This window comes from Agrobacterium sp. CG160-95 (assembly GCF_053521725.1).
This window is the reverse complement of sequence record NZ_JBNWDU010000010.1, coordinates 44,773-61,582: the sequence shown is the minus strand read 5'-3', so window position 1 is coordinate 61,582 and position 16,810 is coordinate 44,773. Positions and strand designations below refer to the sequence as shown.

Genomic DNA, 16,810 nt, shown 5'->3' with positions numbered 1-16,810 from the left:
GGGACCGTCTGTCCAAGAACCGACGCGGCAGGGTTATGGTACGCGATATGTGCGCTCCGCCCTGGGATCACTATTCGCCACGGTTCCGCAAATTATCTTCGCGCCAGGTGGCTTTCGTTTGTCGGTGAGCGGGTCGCTGACTTGCGTTATAGCACGACAACAGTTTCCGAGATCCGTCAATCATGGATTGAAATCGCCCTTACATAACACCTTGAGAGATAAAACAGTTCTCTTTGGATCGATCTGTCTTTCTGCGCGTTCATCAGGTTCACATATTAAAAAAAGACACATGCGCGAGCGTCAATTGCAGGGAGTGTGAAGGATGACGCAAAAGGGGACCACGGTGATTGTTGTCGAGGACGAGTCCCTCGTCCGGCTGGATATAGTTATGTCGCTCGAGGACGAGGGGTTCATTGTGATCGAGGCCTCAAATGCCGACGAGGCCATCGACCTTCTCAACGCCCATCCGGAGATCCGGTTGATGTTCACCGATATCGACATGCCGGGCAGCATGGACGGCCTGAAGCTGGCTGCTGCTGTTCGCGACAGATGGCCTCCGGTCAAGATCATCGTGGCTTCTGGCCACCGTCAATTGAGCGACAGGCTTTTACCGGTTGAGGGAAAATTTTTCAGCAAACCGTACGATCACGGCTGCGTCATCGCGACCATGAGGGAAATGCTAGCCACAGCCTAAGCCTCACTTCAGGAGAGTCTGGCGTTCCCGAGGTTTTACAGATGAATGCCTGAAACTGCCCGCCGGATCCTTGTTTCTATGAATAGATGAATGAAATTGACTGGCCGTCTGTTCGAAACCTTTCAAGGCGAAAATGTTATTTTTCGGTGGCCAATTCGCTGAAATTCTTGATGCTGACTGAGGCGTCGGGGAACTTTGCTGTGATCTCCAGCGTCCCGCCAAGAGCTTCGATGTAACGTCGCAGGTTGCTGACATAAATATCGGCACGCTGCTCCAGCTTTGCTACAGCTGGCTGCTTCACGTGGAGTGCGCGTGCTACATCCTGCTGGGTCTTTTCACGCGCTTGACGCAGCTCATGTAACGCCATTTCCTCGAGAATTGCCTTGGTTGCTTCATCATTGCGGGCGCGACGTTCAGGCGCCATACTCTTGCGCAGGTCGTTAAACGAGCGATGTCCAGTCATATCAACCCTTCCTTCCCGATCTCGATCAGGTAATTGTCATATAGGCGATCAGCGACCGGAATCATGATCTCGTAAAAGCGGTCGTCGCCGGTTTTATTTCCACCGACCAGCAAAATAGCGGTGCGACGCGGATCGAAAGCGTAGAATACCCGGTAGGGTTCACCGCCGCTCTGAATCCGCAATTCCCGCATATGTTCGTGCCTGGAGCCTTCGATGCCGGATGAGTACGGGAAGGGGAGTTGTGGTCCTTTGGCTTCGAGAAGCCCGACCACCCTTACAATATCGTCCTGAATGGCTTCGACCAACGTCGCGTACCACTCACCAAACTCATCGGTATATTCAACGCTCCAACTCATCGATGCTCCAAATGTATTCCATCTGTGGAATATTTCAAGCGATATTCCGTAGATGGAATAACGCGACCGCTGTCCACTGGCAAGTGGCGACGATACCAGGTTGTAAGCGGCTGCGATCTCAGTTGATTCCAGCGAGTGTTTTATCTGTACCCGCCTCGAAACTAGATGGTTTCTTGATGCGGCTTCCACAAGTCGGTCGACTAGCAGGCAAAAAAATAGGGCCATCGGAAAACCGAGGCCCTTGAAGTGAAGGTTAAAACCTCCAGAGGGGAACAGCTGATGCGATGGCACTGGGAAGAGGCCATCGCGTGCATCAGCTATGGGCTTTATGCTTAGAATTTATGCGATGCGCAAACAAAAATTGTGCAATGCACCTATGCGCAAAGCGATGGGAAAATCGAGCGCCCGGAAGTTTGCGGTTTCACGTCCCATGGAACCCGTCTCCATCAGTCGTGGGCGTCGACCCCAAACTGATGTCCGGAGTGGAAGGAACCAAGCACCAAAGTGTCGGGGCAGCGAGATCCGCATCACCACGATCATTGTCGGTCGGAGGCGGCCCATAGGAGGCGTCCTATTCCCGCTCTTGATGGATGGCTCCTGGTCCGGCCCCGGATCTCCGTCGATCAACCCGCTGACGGGGTCCGTGAGCCAAGCTGCGGCCGCTGCGGCTGCGCCTTCGCGGTGATCGCGACCGGTTCCGGACACTGACGGGAGCCATCGAGCGGGAATGGCCCGCTCCAACGATGGAGCCCTCAGATGAATACGGATCTTTTCCTCGCGCAGAACCACGCCTTCCAGCTTTCCCGTATGCCTTCACTCATCGATATGAATAGCGTGACCACGATGGGATGGATCCAATTGGTGGTAACTCTGCTTATCACTCTTATCGTTGTCGACCTATCATGGGTATTCTTGGCATCGAAAGCTCGACACTTCCTTCGAAACAGCCGAGCGATCCGGCGCATCAATTAGATCAGCGGAGCTGCAATGGCATTGGCTGCAGCTGCGATCGCTACACGGTAGTGCATCGCAGAAGCTCTGAATTTGGCAGCTTCTTCTCCGATGCCATTGGTTCGGCAAAGTTTGCGGTATGTTGGATTGTGATTCAGATCGAGCGAGGAGCCAAGATGACCGAAGATATCAGCCTCGAATTTTCTTTATTTGTTGAACATGGGCGGGAGAGAGAGGCCGCCAACTTCTATGCCGCTGCCTTTGGTGCGCAGGAAGAGAACACCAGTGACATCGATGGCGTTTTGGCGGCTGTCGAAATGCGGTTCGGAAACCTGCCTGTTTGGGTCGCCGGCTCCAATCCAAATCGCGAAAAATCCCCTTCCTACGGCGGTCCGTTCTTTCCAAAAGAGCCGGGGGCGGTTAGCACGATGTTCCACCTCAATGTTGGCAACATCGAAGATGTGATGCAGCGTGCCCTTGCGGCCGGAGCTGTGGTCCGCGACGAAATCCAGACCGACATAATCGGTCGGCGCGTGGCCTCGATCTTCGATCCTTTCGGCCACATCTGGGCGCTCGCAGAGCGTAAGGCCGAGGGCATGTCACTCGCGGCGTAATTCTGTCGCAAATGTCTGTCGCGAAACTTTGATTTTTGCGAACGAGTTTTACGACAGAATTTCCCTTGAGTTTTCAGCGCCACCGATTTTGTCGCGAATGTTAGGAATTACGCGACAGCGCGGCGACGATCGGCAATAGCTCGCTCGATACCGGGCGCGGCATGATTTCCAAACCACTGAATCAGTTTTTGAATGTCATCCCCCGCCGGGGATGTATCGCCTGCGCTGATCAGTTCCGCGCTTGCCTGTGCCATGGCAACGAGAACGCGGGCCGCCTCTGGCACGTAGGGAAGGTCTGCCGCTTGGTCGTGGCGCTCGCGGATGATCTGATAGCGAAGGTTCTCCGGTAGTGTCCAAGCACTGACAAGAAAATCGTGAACGCTGACCTGCTGCCCTCCAACCGCGATGGTCGCGTCTCGGTCGTTTTCAGAATAGCCGGCCGCCTCGATCCGTTCACAGGCATCGATCGCCGCACCCATCATTTCCCGGATCAGATTCCAGTCGGTTTTCATGTGGCTCTCCTTCTTTGCAAAACTCCCGAGTTTTGCTCGATATGTTATTCCGACTTTTGCAGCGCTTCAAAATCAGGAGTTCTGCAACGGCATGGATGCTTCGATCAATCTCGTCCAGTAGGCGACCCCATAGGGGATCGCTGCATCGTTGAAGTCATAGGCAGGGTCATGCAGCCCCGCCGTGCTGCCGTTGCCAAGCAGCGCAATATTTCCTGGCCGTTGTTCGAGCATGAATGCGAAGTCTTCCGAGCCCATGAGCTGCGAGTGGTCGGGATCGACGGAATCCTCTCCCATAACGGTACGGGCAACCTTCACAACCAACGCTGTTTCGGCTGGATGATTGACCAATGCGGGATACAGGTTTCTGAATGTCAATGTTGCAGTCGCCCCGTAGGACGCAGCGATACCCTCCGAAATGTCGATAATACGTCGATGCATGGTGTCTCGAACCTCCGGTTCGAACCAGCGGGCTAGGCCACGCAGCTCGCTCGATCCGACAAACGTTCCTCCGGGCTTTCCGCCTTGAAACGATCCGAAGGAGATCACGCCGCTTTTGAGCGGGTGGACGTTGCGCGCAATAACGGTTTGCAGGGCAATGAGGATGTTGGCGGCGGGAAGCAGCGCGTCAACGCCAGCCTGAGGACTAGCAGAATGGGCGCTCTTGCCATCGACCGCTATCTTGAAGCTCGCCACGGCAGCCCCAAACGGGCCGGTGCGGGTGGCAAAACGACCAACGTCCAGGCCCGGTTCGTTGTGAAGGGCGAATACCCTCTCGATCCCCCAGCGTGTCATCAAGCCGTCGTCGCACATCGCCTTCGCGCCGGCCTGTCCTTCCTCCGCTGGCTGGAAGATCAGAACGGCGGTGCCATCGAAGTTGCGTGTTTCTGCCAGCGCCTTTGCAGCACCCAGCAGCATCGCCGTGTGTCCGTCGTGCCCGCAAGCATGCATTCGGCCCGCCGTCGTAGAAGCGTAGGAAAGTCCTGTCGTTTCGTGAATAGGCAGCGCATCCATGTCGGCGCGTAGACCGACCACCCTGCCGGAAGAATGATTCCGGCCGTGGAGAACGCCAACAACGCCGCTCCTCCCAACCCCCTCGGTAACCTGATCGCAGCCAAAGGTGCGTAGCTTGTCGGCTACGAAGGATGCGGTGCGAGGGAGCTCGTAACCAAGCTCCGGGTTGGCATGCAGATCACGGCGCCAGGATATGATTTCGTCGTGCATGGATGCAGTCCCGTTTTATATCGACTGTCATTAAACGGCATGCTCCCGCCAAATGCAAAAATCTGCAACACCTCCGATGCAAAGGTTTAGGAATCTCGCGGCAAAGGCTCCGGTCCCATCAAGGCATCGATGAAGGGAGCTTTTTGTGCAAGATATTCGCCAATACCGTCTCGATTGTCGGCCTCAAGTCGAAGTTTCAAATCCTCGTATTGCTGTCGGATAACGGGATCATTCCGCAAAAGGTCGCGAAAACGGAGCATTCGCTCTATCTGCCAATGCCCCTTGATACAGACGTGCACCTTATGTGTTCGCACACCATCGGCATCGCGACGGTAAAAATGGTGGCCTTCTGACAGGTCCTTTCCCCGGGCATAGCCCAAAGCTCGCATGGAATCGTCACAAGCAGTCTCATTTCGATGCTCTGAGACTTCAACCAGGAGATCGATTTCAGGTTTTGCGGCCAGGCCAGGGACGGCCGCACTCCCTACGTGATGAATCCCGTCAAGCTCGACACCGAAGCTTGGTGCAATCCGGTCCTTCTCAGCGGAAAATAGAGCACGCCACCGACTGTCATAGGGGGCGATTTCGCTGGTGAGCGCCACCTTGTGTCCTCCCAAATCCTAAAGTGGCCCGTTGCTGTGGCAGCGGGATAGAGCACCCAGCGCGACGGCTGGATGCTCCCTTTCATTATTTATGCGACAGCTTTAGGGCGACCAGCGCTCATCAACTCGATTAGTCTTTTGAGTCGAGTCACCACGTCACTGGTTTCCAGGAGTTGCTGCTTGTGCTCGATACTGGTCGATAGCAACGGGGCGACTGTGTCAGCCAACAGGCTCGGATCGCCGATCGAAGGCAGGCCGAAACGGGCTTTGGATCCTGGCGGAAGCGCGGAAAAATCGACATCGGCGTAGGTCTGATAGGCATCGAGAACCGCATTCGAAAGAGCGGTGGCCTCCTTCGACTGGCCGCCCTGTTCTTCAATCGGCGTAACCTCCGCCGCCAGGAACTCGCCATCGGTAAGGCGGACGATGCCTGTTCGCTGAAGACCACAGACGGTGACCTTGAGAGCTCCGTCCGCCTGAGTCTGACGATCGACCACGTTTGCTATTACGCCCACCGGATGGAGGGCCTCAAGAGTGTTGGGACGATCGTCGGCACCATGCCTCTGGGCGAGAACGACAACACGCCGATCACCGGCAAGAGCGTGTTCCAAGGCTTGCCGAGTTTTGTCGCGCGCCACGAAAATCCGCGAGATCATGTGCGGAAACAGGACCATGTCCCGCATAGGAACGATGGGAATGTTTACCCCGACTGGAAAAGGCGTGCTAGCCCGGGCCGAGGTTGTCGACGACTGGGTCGCTTGGATCCTTGCGGCCAATACGTTCCAGTCTCGATAGCCAAGAATTCGAGCAATTAGCTCCTGGCTCTCACTGTTGGTGAAGGTGACAGATTTAGCGTGAAGCGCTTCACGTAGCGTTTTCGCCATAGCTTTGGCATCGCGGAAATCGCGCATGAGATGATCCTTTGCATAAACGAACGGAGAGTGTCAGGGGCTTGCGTTGCTGACCCGTTCGTTCGGGCAAAGGGAGCCATAAGTGGCTCGATACATTCACCATACCCCGACGGGGCGCAAGCAGCAGGCTGTATCTACCGAGCACCAATTGTGCGCAGAAGCCTTTTACTTGTCAATCTCAAGCTGGACGAGACTCCATCTTGGAAGGAAGCCGCCGCTCCCTATCGCAAAATTCCCGATTTCTTTTTCAGTTTTGCGTCTGACATTTGCGACAACGCAAAATGCGGAATTTCGCGACAAGTTTCTGCAACCAAGCTAAGCCCGACTTTGACCCCCTCACTGCCGCGTTTCAGTCTCTTTGCCACGTAATGTGAGAGGATGGTTCAACGGACGGTTCTTCCGTTACGGCTCGACAGTCGGGAAGCCGACTTTGCCGGGAAGCCGCGTGGTCTCACGAGTGTCACCGCATTTCTCGCATTTAAGGTAGCTCCCACGTTCCATTTTCAGCAACATCTAACACTCTGTCGGCTGGCTTTCCGTCAGCCTGACATCGCCCAACCGTTGCGTCGATGAGCGGCCCCATAGCAGCGCATCACCAGCCGATCGCGCGGAAACGGCGTGAAACTCCCGAGCAAAACAGAGACATACAGAGGTACTCTCCGTGAACAACATCTCCACACTACCTCTTTCCGGCAAGCGCGCGCTGGTCACCGGTGCGGCACGCGGTATCGGTGCGGCAATTGCGCTAAAACTGGCCGAGGATGGTGCCGACGTTGCGATCACCTATGAGAAGTCGGTCGAGAAAGCGGAAGCTCGTTGCCAAGATCCGCGCCATGGGTCGAAATACTGATGTATTTTCATACAATTAAGCCGTATGACCAACCCAGTCGCCGGTTCGGTTCCTTTCAAGAGCTTAAACCATGAGAAATCGGCTACCTCGGTCTGTCTCGAGCCCAAAAAGCGTTTAGAAAACGTTCGAATGTGCCGTTCACTTCGCCGCGGCGTTCGAACCGCTGCTGGATTTCAAAACAAGATTTAGCCTGTAACCAAGGGCGTCAGCTACCTTCGCAATCGTCCCAAACTCTGGGTTGCCATCGCCACTTAATGCTCGATAGAGAGCAGGTCGCGTAAGGCCGGTATTCCGAGAGAGATCCGACATGCCGCGCGCGCGCGCGACAACACCAAGAGCGCGAGCGATATGGTTTGCGTCTCCATCTTCGCTAGCAGCTAAAAGATATTCAGCGATCGCTTCCTCACTCCCAAGGAATTCGGCGGAGTCGTACTCAAATGTCTCAAGTGGCATGCGATTGCTCCTTCAATTGCTGTGCTAGTTTTTTAGCTAATCGAATGTCTTTGTCCTGGGTACCCTTGTCGCCACCGCAAAGAAGAACATAAACGACCGACCCGTCCCGGACAAAATAGACACGATAACCAGGCCCATAATTAATGCGGAGTTCGCTCACGCCTTCGCCGACTGGCTTTACATCCCCAGGATTTCCCGCAGCGAGACGGTCAATGCGGTCGGCAATTCGAGCTTGAGCACGAAAGTCTTTTAGCGTTTTGATCCAGTCCGCATAATCACGAGTGCGCCTAATCGTGAACATGAGTTTATGTAACCCATAGGGGACATAAACTCAAGGCGGTGGCGCTCTGGGGGCTGGATGTTTTGATCTTTTTATCACAAATGTCAGCCATATGATTGCCGCGGGTCCAATCTTCATCAAATCAGAATGGCCTGTTTTTCCTGTTGCGGCTGTCCATAGCGTTTTGCCCGCTTTGCGTGGCCTAAGACCGAGCACTCCGAGCGCAAATTGATGCAAATACAAGTGACCCAAGCGACGGGGCCGCCGGTTCGTATCTCATCAAGGTGTCGGAACCGGAAATGGCCATTAAGCGGAAATAATTTCCGCTTCCGGCGGGTGCACGGGTTCACATTCTGTCGCACGACAGTTTACCGGACGACCATCTTTATTACTCAACAGCGAAGTCGGTCGACACCGAGACGGTGCGCTATTCGGAGAGGATGGCAGGGCTTCTGTCGTTCGCAGCCCTCGTGTCCACGATACTGCTCTCGACCGACGTGCTTGTGAGGGCCGCGGTGTGCTCAAGCAAGGGGTGACATGCGGAAGCACCAAGTGAAAAGATCGCCATAGATCGACATCAGCCAGGCATCACGATCTTGATGGGACGCGTCCCGATGGGTTCGCCCGTGGTTCTATCGATCATCACCGGCTCGATTTCCGTGCCCAAGCCTTCATCGAAGAAGCGGGTGAACTCGCCACCGCCGCGATGCTTTCCGCCCCAGGTCGCGAGCGCGAAAAGGACCGGGAGAAAGTCCCGCCCTGCATCGGTGAGGACATACTCGTCGCGAGGTGGGCGTTCCGAGTAGCGGCGCTTTTCGAGAAGTCCTTCTTCCGTCATGGCAGCCAAACGTGTCGCCAGCGGTGTCGGCGCAATTCCGAGGTTTTTGCGAAACTCGTCGAATCGCGTGGACCCGGCGTGGGCGTCGCGCATGATCAGCATGCTCCATGCATCGCCTACGAGAGCAAGGCTCCGGGCAATGAGGCATGGCTGGTTCGAAAGATTTTTCATGTGGATCTCATTTTGGTAGTGACTTACTCCTAAAATGATAGTAACTCTTTATCCATCGACATTCCAGCGTAAATTTCTGTTGGCCGTCGAAAACAGCCAGTGCCCAATCCCCATCAGGAAGACGACGATGAAGTTCTATCTCTGCAAATACATACCCCCGCGCCCGGATTTCCTCGCCACGATGACGACCGACGAAAAGACTTGGATGGGCCAGCACGGCACTTATCTCGACAGGCTTCTCGGGGAAGGTAAAATCGTGGCGCACGGGCCTGTCATGGACCCCGCTGGCGGTTACGGCGTCTCGCTTTATCAGATTGAAGACGACGAAAATATCGAGGCGCTGACCTCGCTTGACCCGATCGTGCAAAACGGCGCTGGCCACTACGAGCATTATCCCATGCTTCACATCAAGCATCGCGGCTGAGTCCGCAAAACCCATGTCTCCTCATGCCACCAATTATCGGCCGTCACGCGACCGACGGAAGGAACCTCTATGACCATCGCACTCATTACCGGAGCGTCCAGCGGTATCGGCGCCGTCTACGCACGACGGCTAGCCGCTCGGGGACATGACCTCGTTCTCGTCGCCCGGGCGACCGATCGCCTCGAAACGCTGGCCGCCGAACTTAGCCTGGCATATGGCATCGCCGTCGAGAACATCACGGCCGACCTTACAGACCCGACGCAACTCGGCACGGTCGCCGAACGCTTGAAGGCAGAGCCGTCTATCGACATTCTCGTCAACAACGCCGGGGCAGGATTGCTCGGCGGATTCACGTCGGCCGATCCTGCGGCGATGGAAACACTGCTTCGTCTCAACGTCGTCGCTCCGACGCTACTGGCTTCCGCGGTAATCGCGGGCATGGTGGAGCGGGGCAGCGGGTCGATCGTCAACATCGCCTCGGTGCTGGCGCTTTTACCCGAATATTCCCACGGCATCTATGCCGCCACCAAGTCCTATGTGCTGACCATGTCGCAGAGCCTAGCCGCAGAAGTCTCTTCCAAGGGCGTATACGTCCAGGCCGTCCTGCCCGCCGCGACACGTACGGAAATCTTCGAGCGGGCAGGAGGCGACATCAACCGTGTCCAGAACCTGATGGAAGTGGAAGACCTCGTCGACGCGGCGCTGATCGGGTTTGACCGGAAGGAGCTGGTGACGATCCCGCCCGTGCCCGACGTCGCCGCATGGGATGCCTTCGAGCAGGCGCGTGGCGTCTTGGCCGCAGGCTTTAGCAACTCCGAACCCGCCGCGCGATACCGCTCCAACTCATGACACTTCGACCTCGCGGGGACCACTTGCAACTCCCGCGCCATCAACACCGCCCTGTATCGGGCGAACGAAAGGAATTGAAATGAACACGAACAATCGTAGCGTCGCCGTCGTCACTGGCTCGGCATCCGGGATCGGTCTTGCCACGGCCAAGGCTCTGGTGTCGGCCGGCTACCAGGTCTTTGGAACAAGTCGGAAGGCGAGGACGGGGACGGGGACGGTCGCGGGGATCACGATGCTTGAATGCGACGTGACCGACAGCGCTTCGGTGGCTGCAATGGTCGCCGAAGTCGTCAGCCGCACTGGCCGTATCGACATCTTCGTTAACAACGCGGGCGGGGCCCTCATCGGTGGCGCCGAGGAATCATCCGTTGAACAGGCGCAGGCTATTTTCGATCTCAACGTCTTCGGGATCGTCCGGACGACTAACGAGGTCCTACCGATCATGCGCAGGCAGCGTAGCGGGCGCATCATAAACATCAGTTCGGTGGTTGGCTTCATTCCCAGTCCGTTCAGCGCGCTTTACACCGCCACGAAACATGCCGTCGAGGGTTACTCGGAGTCTCTCGATCACGAAGTCAGATCGCTCGGTATCAGGGTCCTCCTGGTCGAGCCTGCCTTTACGAACACGGCGCTTGACCACAACGCGAAACAGCCCGACCGCATGACGAGCGTCTACGATGCGGGCCGCAAGACAACGGAAGCCGTGTGGAACAGTGCCATCAAGGCAGGCGATGCGCCGGAGCTTGTCGCGGAAGCCGTCGTGAAGGCGGCGACAGTAAAGTCGCCGAAGTTGCGCTACCCCGCCACCAAGGCGGCGCGGCAACTGCATTTCCTGCGACGCTTCGTACCCGCAAGCGCGTTCGACAAGAGCCTGCGCAAGCAGATGAAGCTGCCTGCCTGACGACGGTGGCACTCGGTAAGACGCCTCCTGACGATGGAAACGTCTTCAACTCAGCGACGATAGTGGATATCCGAGGGCGTTGTGGGCAGCGAGATCTGTCGGTTGATCCATGGCTATCGGCGGAACTGGGCCGGGTTGCTATGAGCGAAGCCGCATAAGCAGAAGTTGATGGAGCGTTTTCGCCGGGGTAGTCGGTCCCGCCTTCCGCGATGCGGCGCTTCTCTAATCGGCGGGTTGAGGTCAAGCGCTTTCGCGCTTACTTAAAGCGAAACGAGTTCGAGCAAAGTCCAATTTCGCCCATAGCGGACAATGAGTGCACCTAACATTTTCACTCCGAAGGTCGCGAATTCAAGTGGCGGCCTCTTCGTTGAGCCGCCGCTTGTTGGGCTATCGCCTCCACGACCCCTCTGGGAGTTCCTTATCCCGTTCCGCCGCAGCGAGTGCCGCAATGACACCGTCCTTATCGAGCGGGATGCAGTAAGCGGGCTTGGCCCGCTCAAAACGCCAGCTATCAGCGAGGGGCCCGACGTCTACAGTATCGAACCCGAAGTCCGCTTGTAGGGTGGTCACAATCACCTTGTTGGCGGCATCGTCACCCCCAATTCGGCAAGGCACACTTAGCTCTGTTTGGAAGTGCAACAGGATCGAGGAGGTCGTTCTCCAGAATGGCGTTGAACGCCTTGATGATCGTCGCCGCTTGGAAATGGTTTGCGATCAGTTGCGACGTTTTCGTCTCGCGCCGGTCGAGGGCATCGATACTGCCGTCCCTATCCGGGTAGTAGTTGTTCGTATCGATGACGATCATGCCATCTAGGAACTGCGGTGCAAGCTCCGAACGGCACTGTGAGAACCATCACATCGCTGGACGAGGGCACGTCGGTTACAACAGCGGCCTGACAACCAATTTCGGCCGCTGCCTCGCGCAGGGGTTCTGGTCCGCGCGAATTGCTGAGCGTCGCGGTATGTCCGTTCGCGACTGCAAGCCGGGCCAATGCCTTACCGATGTGCTCGGCCCCGGTGAAGCCAATCCTCATGCCTTGTCTTCCTGCTAGGCAGGCAGGTTGCCAGGCGGATAGGAGCGGACTTTTAAAGAAGGGTGTATTGCGGGGGTGCTTCCAGTTTCGTTGCCCAGATTGTCTCAGTAGAGGAAACAAAATTGATCTGTAAGAAGATCTTTTAGTCTCATATGATCCCTATTAGCGGCATTTAGTTTGACATGACCAGATGCTGTGAGATACGTAAACATATCATAATGGGAAAGATGAATCGTTAAGGTATCATATGAAGTCGGATTCGGAGGCTCTTCAGGACATAGGGCGGCTGCTTAAGACGTCGCGCAAGACTTTGGGCCTCACCCAGGAGCAGGTTGCGAATATGGCGGGTATATCGCGACCGCGGTTCCGCGAGATTGAGGCTGGAGCCAGCGCTGCCCGTACGACCACTCTGATCAACATTGGTCGTGCGCTTGGTCTGGAACTGATGCTCATCCCTCAAGCGATGGTCCCGGCGGTTGAAGCTTTACTGCAGCCAGGTGGCGCCGAAGATGACCTTCCTGCTTTCGTCGCCAGTCCTGATGGTGATGGCAATGTCTGATGCGCCTCTTGATCCAAGATCGATAACCTCACTGGACGTGCTGCTGAATGACCTGAAGGTCGGCGTGATCGTGAGGACGCCGGGAGACTTCAACGCATTCAGCTTTGAGGAGAGCTATCGACAGACGGGTGGTTTCCCAGTGCTCAGTTTGTCATTTCGCGCGGCACATGGGGGTTTGCGGAAGGACCCGAAGCCTGTCGCAAGGGCTTTGCCATCGTTCTTTGCGAACCTTCTTCCAGAGGATAAACTGCGCGAGGCGATGGAGAAGCACCATTCAGGCAGCGTGCGAGCAGGAAATGATTTCGACCTGCTTGCAACACTCGGATCGGATCTGCCGGGGGCTGTCCGAATTGTGCCGAGCGAAGGCAGCGTTGTTTGTAATGAGGGTTTGACACTCTCGAGACCGAAGGCCCGGTTTTCGCTCGCCGGCGTGCAAATGAAACTCTCCGTCATCAAAAACACAGGCAAGGGCGGCGGTCTGACGATCCCCTTAGGCGACGAGCAGGGTTCATATATCGCCAAGTTTCCATCGACATCATTTCCCAGTGTCTCGGAAAACGAATTTGCAAATCTTGCATTGGCCGAAGCGATTGGTATGGACGTGCCGGAACGCGAGCTCGTGGAACAATCGCAGTTCGAGGGTATCCCGGAGGAGTTTGAGACACTGTCCGACGGCAAAGTCCTCCTCGTCAAACGTTTCGATCGCGTTGCCGGTGGTGAACGCATCCATATCGAAGATTTCGCACAGGTATTCGGCGTCTATCCGTCTCGAAAATATGAGGGGGCCTCATATCATGATATCGCTGTGGCTATTGGGGTCGCCGTTTCTTCAGCGGCAGCCCTCGAGTTCGTCCGACGACTGGCTTTGGCAGTCCTGACAGGCAATGGCGACATGCACCTCAAGAATTGGTCGCTGATTTATTATGGGAAGGGCAACAAGCCGGCACTCGCTCCAGTCTATGATGTACTCTCGACAGTCCCTTACATTCCGTCGGATGCCATGGCACTGTCGCTGGCCAGTCAAAGGCCGTTCAAGGCAATGAACGCCCAGCGATGGAAAGTCTTCGCGCATCGTGCGCGACTGCCTGAAGCTGCTGTGCTGAAGGCTGTTACGGAGACCGTCGAGCGCGTCAACCAGTCTTGGTGGTCTCTCCCTGAACGAGTTGTTCTACCCGATAGAGTGTTGGAACGGATTGATGCCCACATCAAGCTGATGTCGCCGATCCTCGGCACGTGCGCGAATTAGCAATTGGTGTTTTTGCGTAACTCGTTAGCAGTCTCATAGCCCACCAAAACCGATAGGGTCGCTGGTTCGAATCTGTTCAAGAGCTGTAATTGCGACCTCATCATTAGTTTGACAAACTTTGCCATCAGCGGGTATGTTGAGGCATTAAGGAGACTCGAATGGCGACGATGAATGTATCCCTGCCAGACCCCATGAAAGAATGGGTTGAAGCACAGGCCAAGACTGGTCGATACTCGAATGCGAGCGATTATGTCCGGGACCTGATCCGCAGAGACCAAGCGCGTACGGATAAGATTGCCGAGATGCAGCGATTTGTTGACGACGGGATCAGAAGCGGAGTTGGGAGCCGTTCAACGGAAGAGTTGTTTGCTTTAGCCACTTCTCGAGCTAACAGCAGCCGCGGACGCGCCTAATGCCATTCAGCCTATCTGTCCAAGCGGAAGAGGATATTATTTCCATTGCAGAAGAAGGCATCCGCATCTTCGGAGCACTAGTCGCCAGACAATATCACGATGAGCTTTTTGCCTTGCTCGAGCTCATCGCCACCAACCCAAGAATGGCACGCGAACGCCATGAGATTTCTCCTCCTGTCAGGATCCATCCTTTCAAAGCTCACCTTGTCGTGTACCGCATCATTGAAGACGGGAGCGTATTCATCATCCGCATACGGCACAGCCATGAAGATTGGGCGGGAGATCCTTTCTAACCAACCACTTCGCCGAATTTATAACATATTGGTCGTAAGTGCGAATCTCATCAAGAGCACGATGCTGGCAGCGCGGTTATGATGGCCACTCGCGGTCCGCACGCAATGATCGCTTCGCACCCCACATCCGGCCATTTTGAGTCTGCTGCACCCGGCTGAAGCTTGTGTTGAGGAAGCGCCTCGGGAAATACAAGTATACATGGGCTACCTGTGCGCATAAAGATATCGACATGGATGGATTGTGAAGGTGCGTATCGTCATGGAATTAGATCCGATTTGCTTCTCCTCGGACTGCGCCAGCAGGACACTCTTCGATCAGATCGCCGATAAATGGTCCATGATGGTTCTGGCGGTTCTGTCGGACGGACCTCATCGGTTCAACCTCATCCGTAAGCGTCTGGAGGGCGTGAGCCAGAAGGCTCTGACACAGTGTCTCCGCAAACTGGAACGCAACGGCCTCATCACTCGTCGCATCGTGTCCGTATCGCCGGTGGCTGTGGAGTATGAGATCACAAAGCTGGGCCAAACACTGCAAAAGCCGTTCGGCGAGCTTCACCGGTGGACGCTGGACAAGCTGCCGGAGGTCAATGCAGCGCGAGAAGCCTTCGACGCCCGACGATCAGATGACGGTTTCAGCGGTATTCAGCTGGGAAAACGCGCTGATTGAGCCCAACCAAGACGGCGACCAGGTATCCTCAGGCCTACCAAGGCGATTCAAGGTGCCTGATTGACAGCAAGTCTACAACGTATACCTAGGCGTCCAGATCAACTGGAGCGTCAAAATGACTGAGTTAAAATTGCTGACCCCGCTGAAGACCGAGATGTTCGAATTCAAGAACCGCGTCTTCATGGCCCCGATGACAAGAGCGCGGTCACCAGACCATGTGGCGAACGAACTCACTGCAAACTACTACGCCCAACGCGCCACCGCTGGCCTTATCATCTCTGAGGGGACTCAGATCAGCGAGCAGGCGATCGGCTGGACGAATACGCCGGGAATCCACACGGCCGAGCAGATCGAGGGATGGCGAAAGGTCACCCGGGCCGTGCACAACGCCGGGGGCCTCATCTTCGCCCAACTCTGGCATACCGGCCGCGCTTCTCATCCAGACTTCCATGGCGGAGCCTTGCCTGTCGCGCCTTCGGCTGTGCCCTTCAATAGCCAGGCTTTCACGCCCGAGGGGCCAAAGCCGACCGTCACGCCCCGGGCTCTCACCCTCGACGAGATCCACAGTACGATTCAGGACTACGAGGCCGCCGCGCGTGCGGCCAAGGCCGCTGGTTTCGATGGGGTTGAGGTGCATGGCGCCAACGGCTATCTGCCGGCCCAATTCCTCGAGGACGGTTCCAACAAGAGAACGGACGCCTATGGCGGCCCTGTCGAAAACCGCGCCCGCTTCCTGCTCGAAGCAACCGACGCCGCAATCCGGGTATTTGGGGCTTCCCGTGTTTCGGTCAGGCTCTCGCCCCGGATACCCTATAACGACATGGGCGATAGCGACCTGGAGGGCACCTATATGTTCGCCGTCGAAGCTCTCGAAACGAGGAAGGTGGGCATTCTTCACTTCATGGAGTCGGCGCAGCTTCCCGAGGGTCTCAAGCTGCTGGCGCCCGAGGCGAGAAAGCGGTTCTCCGGCTTGTTTGTCGTAAACGTTGGATATGACCGAGAAAGTGGCGAGCGGGCGATAGCAAGCAATCTGGCGGACGCGGTGACGTTCGGAACTCTCTTCATTAGCAACCCGGACCTGCCCGAACGCTTCCGTCAAAATGCCCCATTGGCGCCGTCCGACCCGTCCAGCTACTACGTGGGCGACGAGCGAGGCTATACCGACTATCCACCCCTCGGCTGAAGCATGTCAAGCTAGGCTTCATCTGCTGTCCCGTCGCTCACTCCATTACGGACAGAGTGACGGGATCGTCGTGAGAGCAGTTCCTGATGGCTCTAGATCGTAACGAGCGGCTGCGAAGTAGTTCAGCCGTTCCTGGGCGATAGAGGTCAAGGATGGGGCGATGGTCGCCCGGAGGCCATGAATGGTTCGCTCGGCGTTTTTTGCAAGTACGCCCTCAGTTTGGGCAAGGCCATTTCAGTGACCATCGACGCCGATGCCGCAATGGCCGAACTCGGACAAGGCGGCAGATTCTTCGATGTTCGCTCTAGCCTTTGACACCCCAACA

Annotated in this window: 22 protein-coding genes and 1 pseudogene; 12 read left to right on the top strand and 11 right to left on the bottom strand. The window is 56.3% G+C overall.

The features are described from left to right. The first annotated feature begins 322 nt into the window (after positions 1–322). Positions 323–694 carry a response regulator gene (locus ACQZ63_RS25500; protein WP_041694743.1) on the top strand — a complete coding sequence of 124 codons (372 nt, stop codon included), beginning with the start codon at positions 323–325 and terminating at the stop codon, positions 692–694. 136 nt (positions 695–830) lie between these two features. On the opposite strand, the gene ACQZ63_RS25495 is transcribed toward ACQZ63_RS25500, so the two are convergent. After that, complete coding sequence (locus ACQZ63_RS25495; RefSeq protein WP_013637255.1) at positions 831–1,157, bottom strand: XRE family transcriptional regulator; 327 nt, start codon at positions 1,155–1,157, stop codon at positions 831–833. Continuing rightward, positions 1,154–1,513 (bottom strand): type II toxin-antitoxin system RelE/ParE family toxin, encoded by a 360-nt coding sequence (locus ACQZ63_RS25490; protein ID WP_041699467.1) that lies wholly within the window; start codon positions 1,511–1,513, stop codon positions 1,154–1,156. The genes ACQZ63_RS25495 and ACQZ63_RS25490 overlap by 4 nt, the downstream gene beginning before the upstream one ends. A gap of 902 nt (positions 1,514–2,415) precedes the next feature. Between ACQZ63_RS25490 and ACQZ63_RS25485 the strand changes: the two genes are divergently transcribed. After that, complete coding sequence (locus ACQZ63_RS25485) at positions 2,416–3,078, top strand: VOC family protein (RefSeq protein WP_236736263.1); 663 nt, start codon at positions 2,416–2,418, stop codon at positions 3,076–3,078. 107 nt (positions 3,079–3,185) lie between these two features. Here the strand turns inward: ACQZ63_RS25485 and ACQZ63_RS25480 are convergent, their stop codons facing one another. From ACQZ63_RS25480 to ACQZ63_RS25465, 4 genes are all read right to left on the bottom strand, one after another. Next, on the bottom strand, positions 3,186–3,590 hold the full coding sequence (locus ACQZ63_RS25480; RefSeq protein ID WP_173998495.1) for a hypothetical protein: 405 nt from the start codon (positions 3,588–3,590) through the stop codon (positions 3,186–3,188). Between the two features lie 72 nt (positions 3,591–3,662). Then, entirely contained in the window at positions 3,663–4,811 is a 1,149-nt protein-coding gene (locus ACQZ63_RS25475) for an amidohydrolase (protein WP_013637260.1), read from the bottom strand. An 86-nt stretch (positions 4,812–4,897) separates the two neighbouring features. Continuing rightward, positions 4,898–5,413: a GrpB family protein gene (locus ACQZ63_RS25470; protein ID WP_013637261.1), complete on the bottom strand. Its 516-nt coding sequence runs from the start codon at positions 5,411–5,413 to the stop codon at positions 4,898–4,900. An 89-nt stretch (positions 5,414–5,502) separates the two neighbouring features. Continuing rightward, positions 5,503–6,324: an LON peptidase substrate-binding domain-containing protein gene (locus ACQZ63_RS25465; RefSeq protein WP_013637262.1), complete on the bottom strand. Its 822-nt coding sequence runs from the start codon at positions 6,322–6,324 to the stop codon at positions 5,503–5,505. Positions 6,325–6,985: 661 nt separating this feature from the next. On the opposite strand from ACQZ63_RS25465, the pseudogene ACQZ63_RS25460 reads away from it, so the two are divergent. Continuing rightward, a pseudogene (locus tag ACQZ63_RS25460) lies at positions 6,986–7,132 on the top strand (SDR family NAD(P)-dependent oxidoreductase); the annotation flags it as partial. A gap of 180 nt (positions 7,133–7,312) precedes the next feature. On the opposite strand, the gene ACQZ63_RS25455 reads toward ACQZ63_RS25460, so the two are convergent. From ACQZ63_RS25455 to ACQZ63_RS25445, 3 genes are all read right to left on the bottom strand, one after another. Further along, complete coding sequence (locus ACQZ63_RS25455; RefSeq protein ID WP_065689125.1) at positions 7,313–7,627, bottom strand: addiction module antidote protein; 315 nt, start codon at positions 7,625–7,627, stop codon at positions 7,313–7,315. Continuing rightward, on the bottom strand, positions 7,617–7,928 hold the full coding sequence (locus ACQZ63_RS25450; RefSeq protein ID WP_173998497.1) for a type II toxin-antitoxin system RelE/ParE family toxin: 312 nt from the start codon (positions 7,926–7,928) through the stop codon (positions 7,617–7,619). The genes ACQZ63_RS25455 and ACQZ63_RS25450 overlap by 11 nt, the downstream gene beginning before the upstream one ends. A gap of 556 nt (positions 7,929–8,484) precedes the next feature. Further along, on the bottom strand, positions 8,485–8,916 hold the full coding sequence (locus tag ACQZ63_RS25445; protein ID WP_173998499.1) for a winged helix-turn-helix transcriptional regulator: 432 nt from the start codon (positions 8,914–8,916) through the stop codon (positions 8,485–8,487). 127 nt (positions 8,917–9,043) lie between these two features. On the opposite strand from ACQZ63_RS25445, the gene ACQZ63_RS25440 reads away from it, so the two are divergent. The 3 genes from ACQZ63_RS25440 (at position 9,044) to ACQZ63_RS25430 (ending at position 11,090) form a co-directional block, all read left to right on the top strand. Beyond that, positions 9,044–9,340 (top strand): YciI family protein, encoded by a 297-nt coding sequence (locus ACQZ63_RS25440; RefSeq protein ID WP_003519127.1) that lies wholly within the window; start codon positions 9,044–9,046, stop codon positions 9,338–9,340. 69 nt (positions 9,341–9,409) lie between these two features. Then, complete coding sequence (locus ACQZ63_RS25435; RefSeq protein ID WP_003519125.1) at positions 9,410–10,189, top strand: SDR family NAD(P)-dependent oxidoreductase; 780 nt, start codon at positions 9,410–9,412, stop codon at positions 10,187–10,189. Positions 10,190–10,268: 79 nt separating this feature from the next. After that, positions 10,269–11,090, top strand: coding sequence for an oxidoreductase (locus ACQZ63_RS25430; protein ID WP_173998501.1), 822 nt, complete (start codon positions 10,269–10,271; stop codon positions 11,088–11,090). A 592-nt stretch (positions 11,091–11,682) separates the two neighbouring features. On the opposite strand, the gene ACQZ63_RS25425 is transcribed toward ACQZ63_RS25430, so the two are convergent. Together ACQZ63_RS25425 and ACQZ63_RS25420 are read right to left on the bottom strand one after the other, a co-directional pair. Beyond that, positions 11,683–11,895, bottom strand: coding sequence for an NAD(P)-binding domain-containing protein (locus tag ACQZ63_RS25425; protein WP_211387620.1), 213 nt, complete (start codon positions 11,893–11,895; stop codon positions 11,683–11,685). Continuing rightward, entirely contained in the window at positions 11,858–12,124 is a 267-nt protein-coding gene (locus tag ACQZ63_RS25420; protein WP_211387622.1) for an NAD(P)-binding domain-containing protein, read from the bottom strand. Before ACQZ63_RS25420 ends, ACQZ63_RS25425 begins: the two co-directional genes overlap by 38 nt. A 247-nt stretch (positions 12,125–12,371) precedes the next feature. On the opposite strand from ACQZ63_RS25420, the gene ACQZ63_RS25415 reads away from it, so the two are divergent. From ACQZ63_RS25415 to ACQZ63_RS25390, 6 genes are all read left to right on the top strand, one after another. Further along, a complete protein-coding gene (locus tag ACQZ63_RS25415; protein ID WP_173998503.1) occupies positions 12,372–12,683 on the top strand; it encodes a helix-turn-helix domain-containing protein in 312 nt (103 codons plus the stop codon). Further along, positions 12,676–13,929, top strand: coding sequence for a type II toxin-antitoxin system HipA family toxin (locus ACQZ63_RS25410; RefSeq protein WP_173998539.1), 1,254 nt, complete (start codon positions 12,676–12,678; stop codon positions 13,927–13,929). The genes ACQZ63_RS25415 and ACQZ63_RS25410 overlap by 8 nt, the downstream gene beginning before the upstream one ends. Before the next feature lie 158 nt (positions 13,930–14,087). Then, positions 14,088–14,342 (top strand): type II toxin-antitoxin system ParD family antitoxin, encoded by a 255-nt coding sequence (locus ACQZ63_RS25405; RefSeq protein ID WP_173998505.1) that lies wholly within the window; start codon positions 14,088–14,090, stop codon positions 14,340–14,342. Beyond that, positions 14,342–14,635 (top strand): type II toxin-antitoxin system RelE/ParE family toxin, encoded by a 294-nt coding sequence (locus ACQZ63_RS25400; protein ID WP_173998507.1) that lies wholly within the window; start codon positions 14,342–14,344, stop codon positions 14,633–14,635. Before ACQZ63_RS25405 ends, ACQZ63_RS25400 begins: the two co-directional genes overlap by 1 nt. Before the next feature lie 259 nt (positions 14,636–14,894). Further along, on the top strand, positions 14,895–15,302 hold the full coding sequence (locus ACQZ63_RS25395) for a winged helix-turn-helix transcriptional regulator (RefSeq protein WP_080802563.1): 408 nt from the start codon (positions 14,895–14,897) through the stop codon (positions 15,300–15,302). A 115-nt stretch (positions 15,303–15,417) separates the two neighbouring features. After that, a complete protein-coding gene (locus ACQZ63_RS25390) occupies positions 15,418–16,485 on the top strand; it encodes an alkene reductase (protein WP_111796583.1) in 1,068 nt (355 codons plus the stop codon). Positions 16,486–16,810 lie beyond the last annotated feature (325 nt).